Origin of the sequence: Mesorhizobium sp. B2-4-18, assembly GCF_006441385.1 — a bacterium.
GTDB lineage: Bacteria > Pseudomonadota > Alphaproteobacteria > Rhizobiales > Rhizobiaceae > Mesorhizobium > Mesorhizobium australicum.
This window is the reverse complement of sequence record NZ_VFUW01000001.1, coordinates 563,358-583,270: the sequence shown is the minus strand read 5'-3', so window position 1 is coordinate 583,270 and position 19,913 is coordinate 563,358. Positions and strand designations below refer to the sequence as shown.

General features: G+C 64.2%; 13 protein-coding genes and 1 pseudogene. 6 read left to right on the top strand and 8 right to left on the bottom strand.

Going from position 1 to position 19,913, the window contains the following annotated elements:
• Nucleotides 1–81 precede the first annotated feature (81 nt).
• The 4 genes from trpS to FJ527_RS02650 all read right to left on the bottom strand — a co-directional run bounded on the left by trpS (nucleotide 82) and on the right by FJ527_RS02650 (nucleotide 6,650).
• Nucleotides 82–1,149 carry a tryptophan--tRNA ligase gene (trpS, locus tag FJ527_RS02665; RefSeq protein ID WP_140821560.1) on the bottom strand — a complete coding sequence of 356 codons (1,068 nt, stop codon included), beginning with the start codon at nucleotides 1,147–1,149 and terminating at the stop codon, nucleotides 82–84.
• A 172-nt stretch (nucleotides 1,150–1,321) separates the two neighbouring features.
• On the bottom strand, nucleotides 1,322–2,929 hold the full coding sequence (murJ, locus tag FJ527_RS02660; RefSeq protein ID WP_140821558.1) for a murein biosynthesis integral membrane protein MurJ: 1,608 nt from the start codon (nucleotides 2,927–2,929) through the stop codon (nucleotides 1,322–1,324).
• Between the two features lie 46 nt (nucleotides 2,930–2,975).
• Nucleotides 2,976–5,777 (bottom strand): [protein-PII] uridylyltransferase, encoded by a 2,802-nt coding sequence (locus FJ527_RS02655; protein ID WP_140821556.1) that lies wholly within the window; start codon nucleotides 5,775–5,777, stop codon nucleotides 2,976–2,978.
• Between the two features lie 33 nt (nucleotides 5,778–5,810).
• Nucleotides 5,811–6,650, bottom strand: a complete 840-nt coding sequence (locus tag FJ527_RS02650; RefSeq protein ID WP_140821554.1) for a glycosyltransferase family 25 protein — start codon at nucleotides 6,648–6,650, stop codon at nucleotides 5,811–5,813.
• A gap of 239 nt (nucleotides 6,651–6,889) precedes the next feature.
• Between FJ527_RS02650 and FJ527_RS02645 the strand changes: the two genes are divergently transcribed.
• The 3 genes from FJ527_RS02645 (at nucleotide 6,890) to FJ527_RS02635 (ending at nucleotide 10,782) form a co-directional block, all read left to right on the top strand.
• Nucleotides 6,890–9,403: a heavy metal translocating P-type ATPase gene (locus FJ527_RS02645; protein ID WP_140821552.1), complete on the top strand. Its 2,514-nt coding sequence runs from the start codon at nucleotides 6,890–6,892 to the stop codon at nucleotides 9,401–9,403.
• Nucleotides 9,404–9,446: 43 nt separating this feature from the next.
• Nucleotides 9,447–9,839 (top strand): DUF305 domain-containing protein, encoded by a 393-nt coding sequence (locus FJ527_RS02640; RefSeq protein ID WP_140714231.1) that lies wholly within the window; start codon nucleotides 9,447–9,449, stop codon nucleotides 9,837–9,839.
• A gap of 97 nt (nucleotides 9,840–9,936) precedes the next feature.
• A complete protein-coding gene (locus tag FJ527_RS02635) occupies nucleotides 9,937–10,782 on the top strand; it encodes an aldo/keto reductase (protein ID WP_140821550.1) in 846 nt (281 codons plus the stop codon).
• Here FJ527_RS02635 and mutS read toward each other — a convergent pair whose 3' ends face one another.
• Nucleotides 10,783–13,515, bottom strand: a complete 2,733-nt coding sequence (gene mutS, locus FJ527_RS02630) for a DNA mismatch repair protein MutS (protein ID WP_140821548.1) — start codon at nucleotides 13,513–13,515, stop codon at nucleotides 10,783–10,785.
• 136 nt (nucleotides 13,516–13,651) lie between these two features.
• Here mutS and FJ527_RS02625 point away from each other — a divergent pair, with 136 nt between their 5' ends.
• Together FJ527_RS02625 and FJ527_RS02620 are read left to right on the top strand one after the other, a co-directional pair.
• Entirely contained in the window at nucleotides 13,652–14,869 is a 1,218-nt protein-coding gene (locus FJ527_RS02625; RefSeq protein ID WP_246677670.1) for a glycosyltransferase, read from the top strand.
• A 132-nt stretch (nucleotides 14,870–15,001) separates the two neighbouring features.
• Complete coding sequence (locus tag FJ527_RS02620) at nucleotides 15,002–17,281, top strand: NADP-dependent malic enzyme (protein WP_015314164.1); 2,280 nt, start codon at nucleotides 15,002–15,004, stop codon at nucleotides 17,279–17,281.
• 24 nt (nucleotides 17,282–17,305) lie between these two features.
• On the opposite strand, the gene FJ527_RS02615 is transcribed toward FJ527_RS02620, so the two are convergent.
• A complete protein-coding gene (locus FJ527_RS02615) occupies nucleotides 17,306–17,524 on the bottom strand; it encodes a hypothetical protein (RefSeq protein ID WP_181166267.1) in 219 nt (72 codons plus the stop codon).
• Nucleotides 17,525–17,565: 41 nt separating this feature from the next.
• On the opposite strand from FJ527_RS02615, the pseudogene FJ527_RS02610 reads away from it, so the two are divergent.
• Nucleotides 17,566–17,745, top strand: a pseudogene (locus tag FJ527_RS02610) (arginase family protein); the annotation flags it as partial.
• Nucleotides 17,746–17,758: 13 nt separating this feature from the next.
• Here the strand turns inward: FJ527_RS02610 and FJ527_RS02605 are convergent.
• Nucleotides 17,759–18,475, bottom strand: a complete 717-nt coding sequence (locus FJ527_RS02605; RefSeq protein WP_140821546.1) for an antitoxin Xre/MbcA/ParS toxin-binding domain-containing protein — start codon at nucleotides 18,473–18,475, stop codon at nucleotides 17,759–17,761.
• Between the two features lie 272 nt (nucleotides 18,476–18,747).
• A complete protein-coding gene (locus FJ527_RS02600) occupies nucleotides 18,748–19,740 on the bottom strand; it encodes an adenosine kinase (RefSeq protein WP_140821544.1) in 993 nt (330 codons plus the stop codon).
• Nucleotides 19,741–19,913 lie beyond the last annotated feature (173 nt).

Sequence of the window (19,913 nt, the reverse complement as noted above, 5' to 3'; positions counted from 1 at the left end):
CGGTGTCTTTTCGGCCGCAATCTGCCACCGCCGCTAACCGGCGGCAAGCCGCCGGCCTTGTGCCAGTGTTGTGCGCCGCGTTCAGCCCTGCAGCAGCCCGATAATGTCGCGCACCGTCTTCATCGTCGTTTCGGCGAGCACGCCGGCGCGTTCGCCGCCATCCCGCAGCACGGCGTCGACATAGGCGCGGTCGCCCTGGATACGGCGCATCTCGGTGGCGATCGGCGCCAGCCTCTCCACCGCGAGATCGGCCAGCGCCGGCTTGAACACAGAGAACTGCTGGCCGCCGAATTCCTTAAGCACATCGGCCTTCGACATCTCGGCGAGACCGGCATAGATGCCGACCAGGTTCTCCGCCTCGGGCCGGCTTTCCAGCCCGTCGACCTCGCTCGGCAAGGCCTCCGGGTCGGTCTTGGCCTTGCGGATCTTCTTCGAGATGGCGGCGGCATCGTCGGTCAGGTTGATGCGCGACAGGTCCGACGGGTCCGACTTCGACATCTTCTTGGAGCCGTCACGCAGCGACATGATGCGCGCTGCCGGCCCGCCGATGACCGGCTCGGTCAGCGGGAAATAGCCGTTCACCGTCTCCTCGCCTATCCTCATCTCGACGCCGACGCCAAGACCGGCGATGCGGTCGGAGAAATCGTTGTTGAATTTCTGCGCGATGTCGCGTGTCAGTTCCAGGTGCTGCTTCTGGTCCTCGCCCACCGGCACATGGGTGGCGCGATAAAGCAGGATGTCGGCCGCCATCAGCGAGGGATAGGCAAGCAGGCCCAGCGAGGCGTTCTCGCGGTCCTTGCCGGCCTTGTCCTTGAACTGCGTCATCTTGTTCATCCAGCCTATGCGCGCCACGCAATTGAAGATCCAGGCGAGCTCCGCGTGCTGCATCACCCGCGACTGGTTGAAGACGATGTGCTTCTTCGGGTCGATGCCGGAGGCGAGGAACGCCGCGGTGATCGACCGCGTCTGGTCGGCAAGGTCGTCATGGACAAGCTGGGCGGTCAGCGAATGCAGGTCGACAACGCAATAGATGCAGTCGGACGTATCCTGCAGGGCGACGAATTTCTTGATAGCGCCGAGATAGTTGCCGAGATGCAGATTGCCGGTCGGCTGAACACCGGAGAAGACGAGTGGCTTGAAGGCGGACATGGTTTTCCTCATGGCTTGTGGAGGGCCGTATAAGCGTGATTCCGAAAAGTTGCGGACTTTTCGGAGCCAATCGTGCGGCTGGAAACCGCGCGAGGCGAAAGTCTGCGACGGCGCGCTTATGGACGAGAGCGCGGGCGGGATCAAGACCGGCCAGGCGGGATGCTCGGCCGATCTATTCGTCGAGTTCTGATTTTGCCACGGACGGGCCGGCTTCTGTCCTCCGGCGCCCCACATTGCGCCGGATCATGCTGAAATCGGCGCCGCCGGTGGCGAAAGCGGTGGCGAAATAGAGCAGCGCCCCGCCGGCCACCAGCGCCAGCACCGTCGTCGCCTTGACGACCAGCGGCGAGCCGGGGCCGATCCTTGTGGCCAACCAATGTTCGGCGAAATAGAGTGCGACACCCATGACCACCGCCGACAGCACCAGCCGTGGGATGCGCCTCAACAGCGGCACGTCGCGGCCCCAATGGCCGCGCCGGATCAGCACGGCAAGCAGCATCAGCGCGTTGACCCAGCCGGCGACGGCGGAGGCCACGGCGATGCCGGGTGCACCCATCCTCGGGAACAGCGTCAGCGCGGTGGCGACGTTCACCGCCACGGAGATTGCGGCGAAGATCATCGGCGTGCGCGTATCCTCGCGGGCGAAATAGCCTGGGGTGAAGGCCTTGATCAGCACGAAGGCCGGCAGGCCGAGACCGAAGATCGCCAGGATCGCCGCCACGACAGGTGTCGAATGGTTGGCGGCGAACGCGCCGCGCTCATAGACCAGCCGCACGATCGGCTCCGCCATTACCCAGAGCGCCGCCGCCGCCGGCAAGGTCATGAACAGGGTGAATTCGACGGAGCGGTTCTGCAGATTGGCTGCCTCGATCAGATTGCCTGACTTCAGCGCCCGCGACAGTTCGGGCAACAGCACGATCGCCACCGCGACGCCGACGACACCGAGCGGCAACTGGTAGACGCGGTCGGCATAAGCCAGCGAGGACACGGCACTGTCCTGCGCCGAGGCGATGGCCGTTCCGATCAGCTGGTTGATCTGGGTGATGCCACCGGTGATCGCCGCCGGCAGCGCCAGGATCAGGAGCCGCTTCACGTTCGGCGTCATCCTAGGCCGGCGGAAGCCGATCGAGATGCCCGCATTGCGCACCGCCACCCAGACGATGGCGAGCTGCACGACGCCGGCCGCCAGCACGCCCCAGGACAGGCCGAAGCCGACAGCGTGTGCATCCAGTCCGTGGTACCAGGCATAGCCAAGCACGCTGATGAGGATGATGTTGAGGAAGGCCGGCGCGATTGCCGCGGCGAAATAGCGCCGCAAGGAGTTCAGCATGCCCGCCATCATGGCGGCGAGCGACATGCAGATCAGATAAGGGAACATGATCGTCGCAAGCGTGACGGTCGTCTCGAACTTGCCCGGCGTGTCGGCAAAGCCCGGCGCCACCAGGTAGCGCACGATCAGCGGCATCGCCAGTTCCATGGCGATGGTCAGCGCCAGGAGCGCGGTGAACAGCACCCCGAACACCTCTTCGGAAAAACGCTTGGCGCCATCGGTGCCGTGTGTCTCGATCTCCTTGGCGAACAGCGGCACGAAGGCGGCATTGAACGCGCCCTCGGCGAACAGCCGGCGAAAGGTGTTGGGGAACTGGAAGGCGGCATTGAAGGCGTCCGCGACCGGTCCGGTGCCGAGTGCGGCCGCCATCAGCATCTCGCGACCGAAACCGAGCGCACGGCTCATCAGCGTGCCGGACGCGACGGTAGCGAATTTCTTGACGAGACTCATGCGTTCGCAAACTGCCTGTGGGATTGGAAGAAGGGGATGATGGCCGTCACTCGGCGGCTGCCTTGGCCTTGCCGCCGCGTTCGAGCGCTACACCTTCGAGCGTCGCTATCAGCCGGTTGCGGATGGTGGCGATGCGGGCCGGGTTGTCGATCTTCTGGCCGGTCAGGTCGGTGACATAGAAGGTGTCGATGACCTTCTCGCCGAAGGTGGTGATATGCGCCGATGCGATGTCGAGCGACAGGTCGGACAGTGTTCCGGTGATTTCCGACAGCAGGCCGGGGCGGTCGAGCCCCTCGACCTCGATCACCGAAAACCGGTTCGATAGCGCGTTGCGGATTTCAGCGCGTGGAGGGATCTTGAAAACCTTGGATCCGCGCCTTGGCTTGGTGCGTTTCTCGATCATCTCCGGCAGCCAGCTCTTGCCCGACAGCACGTCCTCGATCAGCCGGCCGACACGCTCGGCGCGCCGGCGTTCGTCCTCGTCGCGGTCGAATTCCCTCGAGATCAGGATCGTGTCCAGCGCGCGGCCGTCCGACGTGGTGAAGATCTGCGCGTCGACGATGTTGCCGCCGGCGCCGGCGCATGCCCCGGCGATGACCGAGAGAAGACGGGGATGGTCCTGCGCCAGCACGGTGATTTCGGTCACCGCCTCGAACTGGTGGGTCTTGACCATGGTGGCGAGCTTGTTGCCCGCCGCGTCCGCCTCGCGGATGAATTCGGCGTGGCGAAGCTGGTCCGGCAGGTCCACGGTCAGCAGGTAGTTTTCATAATGCAGCCCGACATAGCGCTTGCGCGCCTTGTCGGGCCAGTCGGCGAGCGCCTCGGCCAGGCGTTCGCGCGCCGCCGCCGTGCGTTGGGCGCGCGAGACTTCCGAAAAGCCGCCGGTCAGCAGCAGTTCGGTTTCGTAGTAGAGCGTACGCAGCAACTGGCCCTTCCAGCCGTTCCACACGCCCGGTCCGACGCCCCTGATGTCGCAGACGGTGAGGATCAACAGCATCTTCAGCCGCTCGACCGATTGCACGATCGAGGCGAAGTCCTCGATCGTCTTGCGATCGTTGAGGTCCCGGGTCTGCGCCGTCATCGACATGACGAGGTGGTTCTCGACCAGCCAGGCGACGGTTTCCGTATCGGCCGGCGAAAGCCCCATATGCGGGCAGATCCGCCTTGCGATTCTGGCGCCAGCCTCGGAATGGTCCTCTGGTCTGCCCTTGGCGATGTCGTGCAGCAGGACGGCGACATAGAGCGCCTCGCGGCTTTTCTTCAGCCCGGGCATCAGCGCATGCGACAGCGGATGCACCTTCTCGCCGTCGCCGCGCTCGATCTCGGCCAGCACGCCGATGCAGCGGATCAGGTGCTCGTCGACCGTGTAGTGGTGGTACATCGAGAACTGCATCATGGCGACGATCTTGCCGAAATCCGGGATCAGCCGGCCCAGCAATCCCGCCTCGTTCATCCGCCGCAGGTTGAGCTCGGCGTTGCGGTCCGAGGTCAATATGTCGAGGAACAGCCGGTTGGCTTCCTCGTCGCGCCTGAGCGACTTGTTGACCAGGCCGAGCGAACGGGTGAGCAGTTTCAGCGCATCGGGATGGAATTCCAGCCCGTGCTTGTCGGCAAACCAGAACAGCCTGAGAAGATTGACCGGGTCGCGCTCGAAGACGCCGTCGTCGGCGATGTTGATGCGATGGTTGTCGACTATGAAGTCCGACGTGCCGGCAAGCTTGCGCTTGCGGCGCTGGAAGGTGAGGAAGATGCGGTTGAAGCCGGGAACATGCTTGGCCTGCTCCTCCTCCAGCGCGGCGCAGAAGATGCGGGTCAGGTCGCCGACATCCTTGGCGACGAGGAAATAGTGCTTCATGAAGCGTTCGACCGCCGACAGGCCGGGATGGGTCGTATAGCCGAGCCGTTCGGCGATCTCGCGCTGAATGTCGAAATGCAGCCGCTCCTCGGCCTTGCCGGTGAGGAAGTGCATGTGGCAGCGCACCGCCCACAGGAAATCCTCGGCCTTCTGGAACTCGCGGTACTCGGCTTCGGTGAAGACGCCTTTTTCGACCAGTTCCTCGCCGGTGCGCACCCGGTAAAAATACTTGCCGATCCAGAACAGCGTCTGCAGGTCGCGCAGGCCGCCCTTGCCGTCCTTGACGTTGGGCTCGACCAGATAGCGGCTTTCGCCGGCCTTGGCATGGCGCTCGTCGCGTTCGGCAAGCTTGGCCTGCACATATTCCGGGCCGGTCGTGCGCACCACCTCATGGTCGAAGCGCAGCATCAACTCGTCATAGAGCTTGCGTTCGCCCCACAGGAAACGGGCTTCCAGGATCGAGGTGCGGATGGTGATGTCGGTGCGCGACAGCCTGAGGCACTCATCGATGTTGCGGGTGGCATGGCCGACCTTCAGCCCCATGTCCCACAGCATGTAGAGCATATATTCGACCGTCTGTTCGCCCCATGGCGTCTGCTTGTAAGGCAGCAGGAACAGAAGGTCGATGTCGGATCCCGGCGCCAGCGTGCCGCGGCCATAGCCGCCGACGGCAACGACCGCCATGCGTTCGGCCGAGGATCGGTTCTTCACCCGGTAGACATGGGTTGCGGCAAAATCGTAGAGCGAGCGGATCAGCTCGTCCATCAGGTGCGACAGCCGTTCGGCGCAGGCATTGCCGCCGCCATCTTGTCTCAGCATGGCCTCGGCTGTCTTGCGGCCCTCCGCGAGACGCCCCTTGAGAAGCTGAAGGACGGCCGTGCGGATGGCCTTGCTGGAACCGTCGCCGGCGCTGGCCGTGGTCAGCGCGGTCATCTCGCGACGCAAGGCTTCGCCGTCGATCAGTTCATCGAGCTTCAGGGAGATTTTCGCCATAGATATCGGTTGGCCTTGCCTTTTGGGCGGCGTCTATAGCGTGTTTTCGCGGCGCTGGGTATGGGCTCTCTGGGTGAGGTCGCCTAGGCTCTGCGGCCTGGGCGAAGCCATGGGAATGGTCATCTGTCGCCGCAGCTTGCAGAAATCGATGATCCAATCGACGATTCGCCCGATCTCGATTCTGATCTTCTCTCCCGCCGGGCGCCGACGGGTTTTGGCATTGCGCTCCCGACTGAGTAGGCTTGGTAGTCCCACCGCTATGTCGCCCAGGAACTGGTCCTGCGCGCATAACGCAGGGAAAAGTTGGTAGATTGCCTTGCTGGACGAGGTCGGAAATGCCGGATTGAACATGACGTGGTCGACAGCCACCTTAATCATCTCGGTCGCGGCAAGGAGATCGCGCGCGGCTTGTCTCGATATGATGTAGCCCCCGGTTCCCAGGTGTATGTTGCAGAGTCGGAACATGGAAAAGCCGTGGCCGACGGAAATCCTTTTGCGATGGATCGAAGTCCTCTTGAAGAACGTCTCGATCTTGACAATGTCAGCATCGGCCGGGATCCATCCGGCACAGGCAAGCAGTATACCGGCGTTTGCGGAAAAAATAATGTCGTCCTCGAAGACGGCGCCATAGCATGCTTCGCCTTGCGCAATGATCATCCAGCAGGCGCGATGGCTGTGCAGGCAAGCGACCTCGCTGCTCGTCACATGCTGCGGCGCATACGAAGCATAATGCGGCTGCAGATCCAGATCGGGACGGTACCGCGCGTCCACGGCCGCGACTCGTTCGAATTCTATGCCAATACGAGCGAACTCCGCCGTCATATGGGCAAGCCTGTCCACGGACCGATCGAGGTTGATGACCAGACATTTCATTTGTTGAACGAATCCAGGGCGGCACCAAGCTGCCAGAGCGCAACAATTTTAGTGAGAATAATTTTGACACGGCAATTCTAGCGAGCAACGTTTAGCATCGATAGGGCGATTGTATAGGGAATTCTTCTGATCCGGCGGCTCCGCAATTCTGAATGTGAAAGGTCAAAAAACAGCCCTTGACCTTCCAGTTACTGGAAGCACTACCTCTGCTTCGAAGCAGTGCATCGAGGCATTAGAAAATGACGCATTCAGATCACGATCATCACACGCATGGCGCTCATGGCGGCTGCTGCGCGGCAAAGGGCACGGGCGGAGATTCGGATGCGGTTCTGCGCGATCCGGTCTGCGGCATGACGGTGGAGCCGGCCGCCGGCAAGCCGACATCCGAGCATGGCGGCCGCCTCTATCATTTCTGCAGCGAGCGATGCCGTTCGAGGTTCCAGGCCGAGCCGGAAAGCTACCTGACCGCCGTTGACCCTGTCTGCGGCATGATCATCGACCGCGCCGACGCCAGGTATTTCGCCCGCCATGAAGGCCAGGGCTTCTATTTCTGTTCGGCCGGCTGCAAGGCGAAGTTCGAGGCGGCGCCGCAAACTTATCTCGGCGACAGGCCGGCGCCGGCGCCGATGCCCAAGGGCACGCAATACACTTGCCCCATGCATCCGCAGATCATCCGCGACAAGCCCGGCTCCTGCCCGATCTGCGGCATGGCGCTCGAGCCCATGGGCGTGCCGACGGGCGATGAAGGGCCAAATCCCGAACTGGTCGACTTCACCACACGCCTCTGGGTGAGCGCGGTGCTGTCGGTCCCGCTGCTGATCGTCGCCATGGCGCCGATGGTAGGCCTGCCGCTTGAGGGCCTGGTCGAGGATCGCGCGAAGGTCTGGATCGAACTGGTGCTGGCGAGCCCGGTGGTGCTGTGGGCCGCTTTCCCGTTTTTCCATCGCGGCTGGGACTCGATGCTCAACCGCAGCCCCAACATGTGGACGCTGATTTCGCTGGGTGTCGGCGCCGCCTATCTCTACAGCGTCGTGGCCACGCTCTTCCCGGACATCTTTCCGCATCAGTTTCGCGGCCATGGCGGTGCGGTGCCGGTCTATTTCGAGGCGGCCGCCGTCATCGTCGCGCTGGTCTTCCTCGGCCAGGTGCTGGAACTGCGCGCCCGCGAGAAGACCGGATCGGCGATCCGAGCTTTGCTCGACCTCGCGCCGAAGACCGCGCGGCGGGTCGCCGAGGACGGCGCCGAGATCGATGTCGGGCTGGACGAGGTCAAGACCGGCGATCGCCTGCGCATCCGTCCCGGCGATGCCGTCCCGGTCGACGGCACGGTGCTCGAAGGCCGCTCCTCCATCGACGAATCGATGATCACGGGCGAGCCCTTGCCGGTCGAGAAGGCCGAAGGCAACGCCTTGACCGGCGGCACGCTCAATAAGAACGGCTCGCTGATCATGCGCGCCGAACGGATCGGCGCCGAGACGACGCTGTCGCGCATCGTCGAACTCGTCGCCAAGGCACAGCGCTCGCGCGCCCCGATCCAAGGCCTGGCCGACCGCGTTTCCTTCTACTTTGTCCCGACCGTCGTCCTGGTCGCGATCGCCGCATTCGTCGCCTGGGCGATCTTCGGCCCCGAGCCCAGCCTGATCTTCGCCATCGTCTCGGCGGTTTCGGTGCTGATCATCGCCTGTCCCTGTGCGCTGGGTCTCGCCACACCGATGTCCATCATGACCGCCACCGGGCGCGGCGCGCATGCCGGTGTGCTGATCAAGGAAGCCGCCGCGCTCGAGCGCTTCGCCTCCGTCGACACGCTGATCGTCGACAAGACCGGCACGCTGACCGAGGGCCGGCCGAAATTGACCGATGTCGTTGCTGCCAGCGGCTTTTCCGAGGACGAATTGCTGAGATGCGCCGCGACCCTGGAAAAAGGGTCGGAGCATCCGCTGGCCGAGGCCATCGTCGACGGAGCCGGCCAGCGCGGCGTGAAGATCGCCGAGGCCGGCAGCTTCGAGGCGGTTACCGGCAAAGGCGTTTCCGGCACGGTGTCGGACAAGAAGGTCGCGCTCGGCAATGCCGCGATGATGGCCGATCTCGCCATCGACGTTTCCGGGGTCCTGGCCAGCGTGGAAGCCTTGCAGGGCGATGGCAAGACGGTGATGTTCGTCGCTGTCGACGGCAAGCTGGCCGGCATCGTCGCCGTCGCCGATCCGGTCAAGGCGACCACGGCCGAGGCGATCAAGGCACTGCATGGCAGCGGGCTGCGGATCATCATGGCGACCGGCGACAATGAGCGCACGGCCAGGGCGATCGCTGGACATCTCGGCATAGACGAGGTTCGGGCAGGTCTGTTGCCGGAACAGAAGGCAGCGCTGGTCGAGGAACTGCGCGGCAAGGGGGCCGCCGTCGCCATGGCCGGCGACGGCGTCAACGATGCGCCCGCGCTTGCCGCCGCCGATGTCGGCATCGCCATGGGAACGGGCGCCGATGTCGCGGTCGAAAGCGCCGGCATCACCTTGGTCAAGGGCGACCTCAACGGCATCGTCCGCGCCCGAACGCTGGCCCAGGCGACCATCGGTAATATCCGGCAGAACCTGTTCTTCGCCTTCCTCTACAATGTGCTTGGTGTGCCGGTCGCGGCCGGCGTGCTTTATCCGCTCACCGGCACGCTACTGTCGCCGATGCTGGCGGCGGCGGCGATGAGCCTGTCCTCGGTCTCGGTGATCGCAAACGCATTGCGCCTGAGAACGTTGAAACTGTGAGATTAACCCCCAGATACGAAATCCAACCGACAGGAGACCATGAATGACCTTGGCTAAAAAACTCGTGCTGCTGCTGATGGGCGCCGGAATGCTGCTTGCCGTCTTCCTCGAAAGCGTGCCGGCGCAGAGCGAGGAGATGAAGCACGACATGGGTGCCATGGCCATGGGGGCGGAAAGCCCTTCCACGGCGGGCTACAAGGCGGCGATGGACAAGATGCATACCGACATGATGGCCTCCCAATATACCGGCAACGCCGATGTCGATTTTGTCCGCGGCATGATCCCGCATCATCAGGGGGCGATCGACATGGCCAAGGTCGAACTGGCCAACGGCAAGGATCCGGAAATCCGCAAACTCGCCGAACGCGTCATCGCCGCGCAGGAAGCCGAAATCAAGCAGATGCAGGACTGGCTCGCCGCCCATCCGGTGAAGTAAGGCATCAACGGCGGCGACCGGAGAACCCGAGCTCCATCCTGGATTTCTCCGTATGCTTGTGATGCCATGCGCCTCGATCGCTTACCCAGGAGCCCCCATGCCCACGACGACAAGAACCACCAAGCTGCCTTCGGGCGAAGCCGTCCAGGTGCTGGGACAGGGCACCTGGAAAATGGGCGAGGATGCCCGCCGTCGAGCCGGGGAGGTCAATGCCTTGAAGCTTGGGCTGGACCTCGGCATGACGCTGATCGACACCGCCGAAATGTATGCCAGCGGCGGCGCCGAGGAGGTGGTGGCCGAAGCCATCGCCGGCCGGCGCGAAGAACTCTTTCTCGTCTCCAAGGTGCTGCCGTCCAATGCTTCGCGCACCGGCGTGCCGGCGGCTTGCGAGAAAAGCCTGAAGCGCTTGCGCACCGACCGCATCGATCTTTATCTCCTGCACTGGCCGGGCAGCGTGCCTTTGGCCGAGACCGTCGACGCTTTCGAGGCTCTGAAGAAGGCCGGCAAGATCCGCCACTGGGGCGTCAGCAATTTCGATACCGATGAAATGGAAGAGCTCACCGGTTTGCGCTCGGGCGGCAATGTCCAGACCAATCAGGTGCTCTACAATCTGATCCGGCGCGGCCCCGAATTCGACCTTGCACCATGGAGCCGCCAGCGCGGCATTCCGCTGATGGCCTATTCGCCGGTGGAGCAGGGTGCTTTGGCGCGCAACAGCAGGCTTGACGCCATCGCCGCCCGTCACAATGCGACCCCTGCGCAAATCGCCTTGGCCTGGGTGATGCATCAGGACGGCGTTATCGCCATTCCCAAGGCCAGCAGCCAGGAGCACGTCCGCCAGAATTTTGCCGCGCTGGACATAAAGCTTACGGCCGATGACCTCGCCGATCTCGGCCGTGCATTCCCCCCACCGACGCGCAAGCGCGGACTGGAAATGATCTGACTATTTCTCCGCCAGCCCCTTCAGCCGGTAAAGCGCCTCCAGCGCTTCCTTGGGGGTCATCTCGTCGGGATTGATCTCACCGAGTGCCGCGCCCACAGCGTCGCTCTTCACCAGCTTTGGCGCTTCCCGCTTCATCGCCACCGAAAACAGCGGCAGGTCATCGACCAGCCGGTTGGTCTTGCCGGAGACCTCGCCTTGCTCCAATTGGTGCAGCACCGCCTTGGCGCGGTCGACCACCGCTTCCGGCAGGCCCGCAAGGCGGGCTACCTGGACGCCGTAGGAGCGGTCGGCGGCACCCTTGCCGACCTCGTGCAGGAAAACGACGTCGCCTTCCCACTCCTTGACCCGCATGGTGACATTGGAAAGCCGCGCCAGCTTGCCGGCGAGCGACGTCATTTCGTGGAAGTGGGTGGCGAAGATCGCCCGGCAGCGGTTCTTCTCGTGCAGATACTCCACCGCCGCCCAGGCAATCGACAGCCCGTCGAAGGTGGCGGTGCCGCGGCCGATCTCGTCGAGGATCACCAGCGCCCGTTCGCCGGCCTGGTTGAGGATCGCCGCCGTCTCCACCATCTCGACCATGAAGGTCGAGCGGCCGCGCGCCAGGTCGTCCGAGGCGCCGACGCGTGAGAACAGCCGGTCGACGACGCCGATATGGGCCGATGTCGCCGGCACGAAGGAGCCGGTCTGGGCCAGGATGGCGATCAGCGCGTTCTGCCGCAGGAACGTCGATTTGCCACCCATGTTGGGGCCGGTCAGCAGCCAGATCGCGCCGTTCTTGGCATTGCCCTCCGGCGAGAGGTCGCAATCGTTGGCGACGAATGGGCCTTCGCCCGAACGGCGCAGCGCCTGTTCGACCACCGGATGCCGCCCGCCTGAAATCTCGAAGGCGAGGCTGGAATCCACCACCGGCCGGCACCAGGCCTCGCTTTCCGACAGAAGCGCAAGCGCTGCCGACACGTCGAGCACGGCGAGCGCGTCGGCGCCGGCGCGGATCGCCTCGGCCGCGCCGACCGCCTCCCCCGTCAGCGCATCGAAGGCGGCCAGTTCGATGCTCAGTGCCCGGTCGGCGGCATTGGCGATCTTGGTCTCGAGTTCGGCGAGTTCGGTCGTGGTGAAACGCATGGCGTTGGCCATGGTCTGGCGGTGGATGAAGCGCGCCTTGGCGCCATCGCTGCCAGTCATGACGGCGTGATGATTGGCCGTCACCTCGATGTAGTAACCCAGCACATTGTTGTGCCGGATCTTCAGGGAGCGGATGCCGGTTTCCTCGATCAGCGAGCGCTCCAGTCCGGCAATCACTTTTCGCGACTCGTCGCGCAACGCCCGCATCTCGTCGAGGTCCGGGTGGTAGCCGCCGCGAACGAAGCCGCCGTCGCGTTTGAGCAGCGGCAGCTCGTCGCCGAGCGCCTGGGTGAGATGTTGGGCAAGCGCCTTGGGCAGCGCCTTGATCGCGGCCATCGCGCCGGCCAACTCCTGGGGCAGGGCGATCGCGGCAAAGGTTTCGGCGATGGCACCGGCCGCCTCGAAACCAGCGCGAAGCGCGCCGAGATCGCGTGGCCCGCCCCGGTTGAGCGCCAGCCTGGACAGGGCGCGCGGCATGTCGGCGACGCTCTTCAGGCTCATCCGCACCGCCTGGCAAAGCCTGACCTCGGAGCGGAAGAACGAGACGGAGTCCAGCCGCGCGCCGATGGCCGCCGGGTCGGTCAGCGGCGCCATCAGCCGGTCGGCGAGCAACCTTGCGCCGCCGCCGGTCACCGTGCGGTCGATCGCCTTGAACAGCGAACCCTCGCGGCTGCCGGACAGCGTACGCAGCAGTTCGAGATTGCCGCGCGTCGCCGGATCGATGAACAGGGTCGAGCCCTGCTCCTCGCGCTCGGGCCGCGACAGCGGCGGCCGCTCGGCCTTTTGCGTTTTCTCGACGTAGGCGATGGCGCCCGAGATCGCCGATAATTCGGCGCGCGAAAACGTGCCGAAACTGTCCGGTGTCGCCACCTCGAAGAAACGCGCAATCCGCCCCGTGGCCGAGGCCGAATCGAACAGGCTCGGCGGCTGTGGGCTGGCGACACGGCCGAGCACGTCGAACACCGGCTTCAGGTCGGGATCATGGAACACCGGCTCGGCGACGATGAGTTCGCGCGGATCGACACGGAAGATGTCGGCCAGCAGCCGGTCGGCGGTGGTCTCGGCGACGCGGAAAGCACCAGTCGAGATGTCGATCCAGGCAATTGCAAAGCTGTGCTCGCTGCCGCCCTTCACCCGACCCAACGCCATCAGATAACTCGATTCCGACGGCGCCAGCAGTTTGTCCTCGGTGATGGTTCCCGGCGTCACCAGCCGCACCACGTCGCGGCGCACGACCGATTTGGAGCCGCGCTTCTTGGCCTCGGCCGGATCCTCGATCTGCTCGCAGACGGCAACGCGGAAGCCCTGGCTGATCAGCTTCTGCAAATAGTCGTCGGCCGCATGCACCGGCACGCCGCACATTGGAATGTCGTGGCCCTGATGCTTGCCGCGTTTGGTGAGCACGATGCCCAGCGCCCGGCTCGCCTTCTCGGCATCGTCGAAGAACAGCTCGTAGAAATCGCCCATGCGGTAGAACAGCAACGAATCCGGGTTAGCCGCCTTGATCTCGATGAACTGCTCCATCATCGGTGTGACGGCGGCAACGCCGGGCTGCGGCGGCGTCATCGCCTCGGGGGCGGCGTCGGGCTCGTTCGGGCTGTGCATGTTCATGGCGCGGCACGCTAGCAGATGTGATGGCGGGGTTTAATGCCAGGCCATCGAAAAGCAGGGGAAGACCGCGAGCCGTCTTCATGGAACGGCTGTTCAGCTGCATTGCCCGACGCGGCGATCGCGAATATCTGTCATCTTGGGCAATAATGGCGGGGACGTCATGGACAAAGACGGGCACGAAACGTTCGAGGAGATGGTGGGACCGATCGACTCGGCGCTCGAGCGCTTCTGGCTCATGACAGCTCGGCACGCCAGCCAACGGTTGGGCAGGCTTAAGTTTGTAGCAGCCAAGCGCCTTCCTTTCGCGCTGCCGCTCAGCGGTCCGTTGTCCCACCTGGATAGCGGCATTCGGCTTGCAGCTTACGTGCTCAGCCACGATCCGCTGCTGATCTACACGCCGATCGGCGGCGAGCGCCCCCTCAACTCAGTGGTGGCAATCGGCCGTCGCCTGGCCTCGCGCCGCGCCGTGTTCCTGCTGATGCCGAGTTGGACGCTTGAGCGGCCCCATGTCGTCGCGAAGCTTGGCAGGGATCTCGCCTGGTACCGTGAGAGCTTCTCGCTTCACGAACTGATCTTTCTTTGCAACACGCAAGAGGAGCGTCGTCTGGTCACTGCTGCCGGAGGAACCGCGATCTTCTCCAACCACAATCTGATGGTCAGCGAGGACATATTTCGACCACTGCCGGACATTTCTGTCGAGTTTGATGCGGTCTATAACGGCCGCATTTCGCACACCAAGCGCCACCACCTCGCCTTCGATATCGAAAGGCTCGCCCACATTACCTTTTCGATCGGCGAGCTGCCGCGGGCCGGCGACCGTGCCTTCATCCGTCGCTTGCAGGTGCAATCGCCGCTGCATCGTATCGCCAACCCGATCGTCAATGGCCTGACTGGCTGGCTGCCGCCGCAGGAGGTCAACCGCGTCTACAACCAGGCCGCGGTTGGGCTCTGTCTGTCGGCGGCGGAAGGGGCGATGTGCTCCAGCATGGAATATCTGATGGCGGGGTTGCCGGTGGTGAGCACGCCCAGTCTTGGCGGCCGGGACGTCTTTTTCGATCCGGACTATTGCATCATCGCCGAGCCCGATCCGGCGGCGATCCGGCGCGCGGTCGAGACGTTGCGCGACCGCGCCATTCCCCGCGATGAGATTCGCAACCGCACGCTGGCCAAGGTGCGGGCTCAACGGGAGGAACTCACAGTGTTCCTGTCCGACCTGTTGAAGAGGATGGGAAGCAGCCAACCGCCGCTGACGCAATGGCCGTTTCCCGGAACCAGGACGCTGCGGCGCTGGGCAACGGCCCGCCAGCATGCGGATGAAATCACGACATTGGGAACGGCGCGGAAAGGCTTCTGACCGGCCGTATCCGCTTTGAAGCAGCTTTGCCCAGCTTCGTGGTTTACACGCGGCGGCCCGTGGTCTTAATTCGCAAGCACACAGGTACCCGCTTCAAGGAGGTGCCGCACCGGCGAGGAAATCAAAAGCACCATGGCCAGGAAAACCGAGAACAACGGTCCGTCCGTCAGCGCGCAGGAAGCGCTCGAATTCCACGCCATGGGCCGGCCCGGCAAGCTGGAGATCGTCGCCACCAAGCCGATGACGACGCAGCGCGATCTCAGCCTCGCCTATTCGCCAGGCGTGGCAGTGCCCGTGCGCGCCATCGCCGAGGACCCATCCAGGGCCTTCGATTACACGACGCGCGGCAACATGGTCGCCGTCATCTCAAACGGCACCGCCATTCTTGGCCTCGGCAATCTCGGCGCGCTGGCCTCCAAGCCGGTGATGGAAGGCAAGGCGGTGCTGTTCAAGCGCTTCGCCGATGTCGATTCCATCGACCTCGAGGTCGACACCGAGGATGCCGACGAGTTCATCAACTGCGTGCGCTTCCTCGGTCCGTCCTTCGGCGGCATCAACCTGGAGGACATCAAGGCGCCGGAGTGCTTCATCATCGAACAGCGCCTGCGCGAACTGATGGACATTCCGGTCTTCCATGACGACCAGCACGGCACCGCCATCATCTCGGCCGCCGGTCTGATCAACGCGCTGGAAATAACCGGCCGCGACATGAAGACCACGAAGCTGGTCTGCAACGGTGCGGGCGCGGCCGGCATCGCCTGTATCGAGCTGATGAAAGCGATGGGTTTTTCGCCAGAAAACATCATCCTATGCGACACCAAGGGGGTTGTCTTCCAGGGCCGCACCGAGGGCATGAACCAGTGGAAATCGGCGCATGCGGTCAAGACGGAGGCGCGTTCCCTGGCCGAAGCGCTGGACGGCGCCGACGTCTTCCTCGGCCTTTCGGCCAAGGGGGCGCTGACCACCGCCATGGTGCAGTCGATGGCCAAGAACCCGATCATCTTCGCCATGGCTAACCCCGATCCCGAGATCACCCCGGAGGAAGTGGCCGAGATCCGCACCGACGCCATCATGGCCACCGGGCGGTCGGATTACGCCAACCAGGTCAACAACGTGCTCGGCTTTCCCTACATCTTCCGCGGTGCGCTGGATGTCAGGGCCACCACCATCAATGACGACATGAAGATCGCCGCCGCCCGCGCGCTGGCCGAACTGGCGCGCCAGGACGTGCCCGACGACGTCGCCGCGGCCTATCAGGGCAACCGGCCGAAATTCGGCCCCAACTACATCATTCCGGTGCCGTTCGACCCGCGCCTGATCTCGGCCATCCCGATCGCCGTGGCCAAGGCGGCAATGGATTCGGGCGTCGCCCGCAAGCCGATCCTCGATCTCGACCGTTACGCGCAGGAGCTTTCCGCCCGCCGCGACCCGATCGCCTCGACGCTGCAGCGCATCTACGACCGCGTGCGCCGCCAGCCCAAGCGCATCGTCTTCGCCGAGGGCGAGGAGGAGCAGGTGATGCGCGCCGCCGTCTCCTACGTGAACCAGCGGCTCGGCACCGCCATCCTGCTCGGTCGCGACGACGTCATCAAGGAGAACGCCAGGCACGCTGGCATCGACCTGAACAAGCAAGGCATCGAGATCATCAATGCGCGCCTGTCGCGCCGCAATTCGATCTACACCGACTATCTCTACGAGCGCATGCAGCGCAAAGGCTTCCTGTTCCGCGACTGCCAGCGGCTGATCAACAATGACCGCAACCATTTCGCCGCCTGCATGGTGGCGCTGGGCGACGCCGACGGCATCGTCACCGGCGTGACCCGCAACTATTCGACCGCGCTCGACGACATCAGGCGCGTCATCGACGCCAAGCCCGGTCACCGCGTCATCGGCGTCTCGATCGTGCTCGCGCGCGGCAAGACGGTGCTCGTCGCCGACACCGCCGTGCACGACATGCCCAACGCCGAGCAGATCGCCGACATCGCCGAGGAAGCGGCGGGCTTCGCGCGCCGCATGGGCTACGAGCCAAGGCTCGCCATGCTTGCCTATTCCACTTTCGGCCATCCACAGGGCGAACGTTCCGAGCGCGTCCAGGAAGCCGTGCGCATCCTCGACAAGCGCCGCGTCGATTTCGAATATGACGGCGAAATGGCCGCCGACGTCGCGCTCAACGCCCGCGCCATGGCGCAATACCCGTTCATAAGGCTGACCGGTCCGGCCAACGTCCTGATCATGCCGGCTTTCCACTCGGCCTCCATCTCGACCAAGATGCTGCAGGAACTGGGCGGCTCGACCGTCATCGGCCCGCTGCTGGTCGGCCTGAACAAGCCGGTGCAGATCGTGTCGCTGAATGCCAAGGACAGCGATATCGTCAACATGGCGGCGATCGCCGCCTATACGGCGGGGGCTTGAGGGGCTTCCCCCGTGTTGGACGCCTCACGCCAGCCGCATCACCTGCTTGTGGCTGGCGATCTCCGACAGCAGCCAATCCCGGAACAGCCTGACGCTGATTGAAATGCGGTTGCCCGGCTTCTGCCACAGGCAGTAGCTCTGTGGAATTGCGTGGCGGATCGTGAAGGGCGCGACCAGCTGGCCGCTGGCCAGCAGGTCCTCGACCATGATGTTGTCGGCCAGCGCCACGCCGCCGCCATTCACGGCCTCACGGACGGCAAGCGCCGGGTCGTGGAAGATCGGGCTCGCGTCTGACCTTCGACATCGATTGCCTCGACCCGGCCTATCTCCCGGCACGGGCACTCATTGTCGGCGCCGACGTTGTGGAGGTGGCGCCCGCCTATGACCACGCCGATGTCACGTCGCTTGCCGGGGCGGCGGTGCTGCAGCACTATCTCGGCCTGCTCGCGGAACGAAAGGGCTGACAGCGCGCCGACTTCACCCCGGCGCGAACGCCCGCGCCGCCTCCACGACTTCCTCCGCCTGGTCCCGCCGCAGCAGGTCGATGGGAATACGCCCATCAAGGTGCGCCGCTGGACGGGTCAGCCACAGCCATGCGAGTCTCGGATTGCCGATCAGCTCCAGCACGTCGCTTATGCCCGCGACCGGCCTGCCATCGACGAACTGCGCCAGCGGGAAGACGTGCTTGCGGCCACCCTTGCGCAGAGCGATGACGTCGCCGCGCCTTTGCCAGCGGTGCAGGGTGGAGCGGGCGATGCGCAGGTTCTCTTCCAGATAGGTCGAGCCGGCGACGCGGCCGGCCCAGTCCTCGATCAGCATCGATTCGAGGTCGTCGGACTGGGGGAGCGCGGCAACTGTTTCAGCCTCTGCCGACAGCGTCGTGGCGGTCATGGCGCCGGCTTCGCCGCGGCGTGCGGCTTCCGCCGCCAGCGCCCGCACGAATTTCTGGGCCAGGCCCGGAAGGTCGGCATGGATGGCGTCGATGGCGCGCTGGTGCTTGGGCGACAGCAAGGTGACGGCGGACGCTATAGAGCCGGCGATCTTGCCGACCGAGACCATTGTGGGGCCGTTGATGGCTTCGTCATAGTGGGCAAGCGCACGCTCGACCCTTTCCGCCACCATGTCGGCGAAATCGTCCTGCGTGATGCCGGTTGTCTTGGTCTGAAATGTCGTCTTGGTCTGAAATCTTGTCATGCATCTGTTTTCTGGGCCGCGCGCTCTCCTCCCTTGGCCGCGGCCGGTTGTTGAACGGTTACGGCGGAAAGTGGAAAGTGCGACGGCAACGGATGCAGCGACCCGACAGGTTGCTGTCCTGCATTGCTTCACACCCCGATTAGCATGTCGAAATGTCAGTCACGGCACGCTCGCATTTGCGTGTAGGAGCGGTATGTGACAACTGCGCGACGATGAGAAGCTGTCCGCGCTTGCCTCCTTTCCCCAACAGCGAGCGAAGAGAAAGGGCGTTGTTACAGCAACCCCGCCTGCTCGGCCTCTTTGCGCAGGTTCTGCCTTGGCCTGGGGCCGATCTGCTGGATCACCAATCCGGCCGCCAGTGAGCCAAGATCGCCGCAGGTCTGGAGGTCGCGTCCTTGTGTGTAGCCATGCAGGAAACCGGCGGCGTAGAGATCGCCGGCGCCCGTCGTGTCGACCAGTTCCTTGATGGCGGTCGCCTGGATGATCACGGTCTCGTCGCCACGCACGATAACCGAGCCCTTTTCGGAGCGGGTAACCGCCGCGATCTTGCAATCCTTGCGGATCCGCGCCAGCGCTTCGTCGAACGACGACGTCTGATAAAGCGACTTGATCTCGTGGCTGTTGGCAAAAACGATATCGACCGTGCCCGAACGCATCAGGTCGAGGAACTCGTCGCGGTAACGGTCGACGCAGAACGAATCCGATAAGGTCATAGATACTTCGCGACCGGCAGCGTGCGCCAGTTTCGCCGTCTGCCGGATCGCTTCCTTGGCGCGCGGCGGGTCCCACAGATAACCCTCGAAATAGGTTACCTTGGCGCCGGACGCCTTGTCGGCTTCGACATCTTCCGGGCCGAGTTCGACGCAGGCGCCGAGATAGGTGTTCATCGAGCGCTCGCCATCGGGCGTGACGAAGATCATCGAACGCGCCGTCGGCGGCTCGCCCTGGAGCGGCTTGGTGTCGAAGGCGACACCCTGCGCGTGGATGTCGTGCGCGTAGATTTCGCCCAGCGCATCGCTGGAGACCTTGCCGAAGAAGGCGGCGCGTCCGCCAAACGAGGCAACACCGGCCGCCGTGTTGCCGGCGCTGCCGCCGGAGGCCTCGATCGCCGGGCCCATGCGGCTGTAGAGCAATTCGGCGCGCTGCGTGTCGATGAGATTCATCGCGCCCTTGATGATGCCGTTGGTCTCGAGGAATTCCTCCTCGCACTGGGCGATGATGTCGACAATCGCATTGCCGATGCAAAGCACGTCATAATCCGGCATCAATGTCTCCGCCAAAACCCGGGCCGGCTTCTTGCCATGCCCGCGCGGGTCTACAGCATGACCCTGAAAACTGGCAACCGATTTTCTGTCCTTGCCGCGCCAGCCAGGCGCTACGACAATTCGACCGTGGCCGAAACATTTCGTCGCGATGTCGCCTACATCTGCGCCTGTTC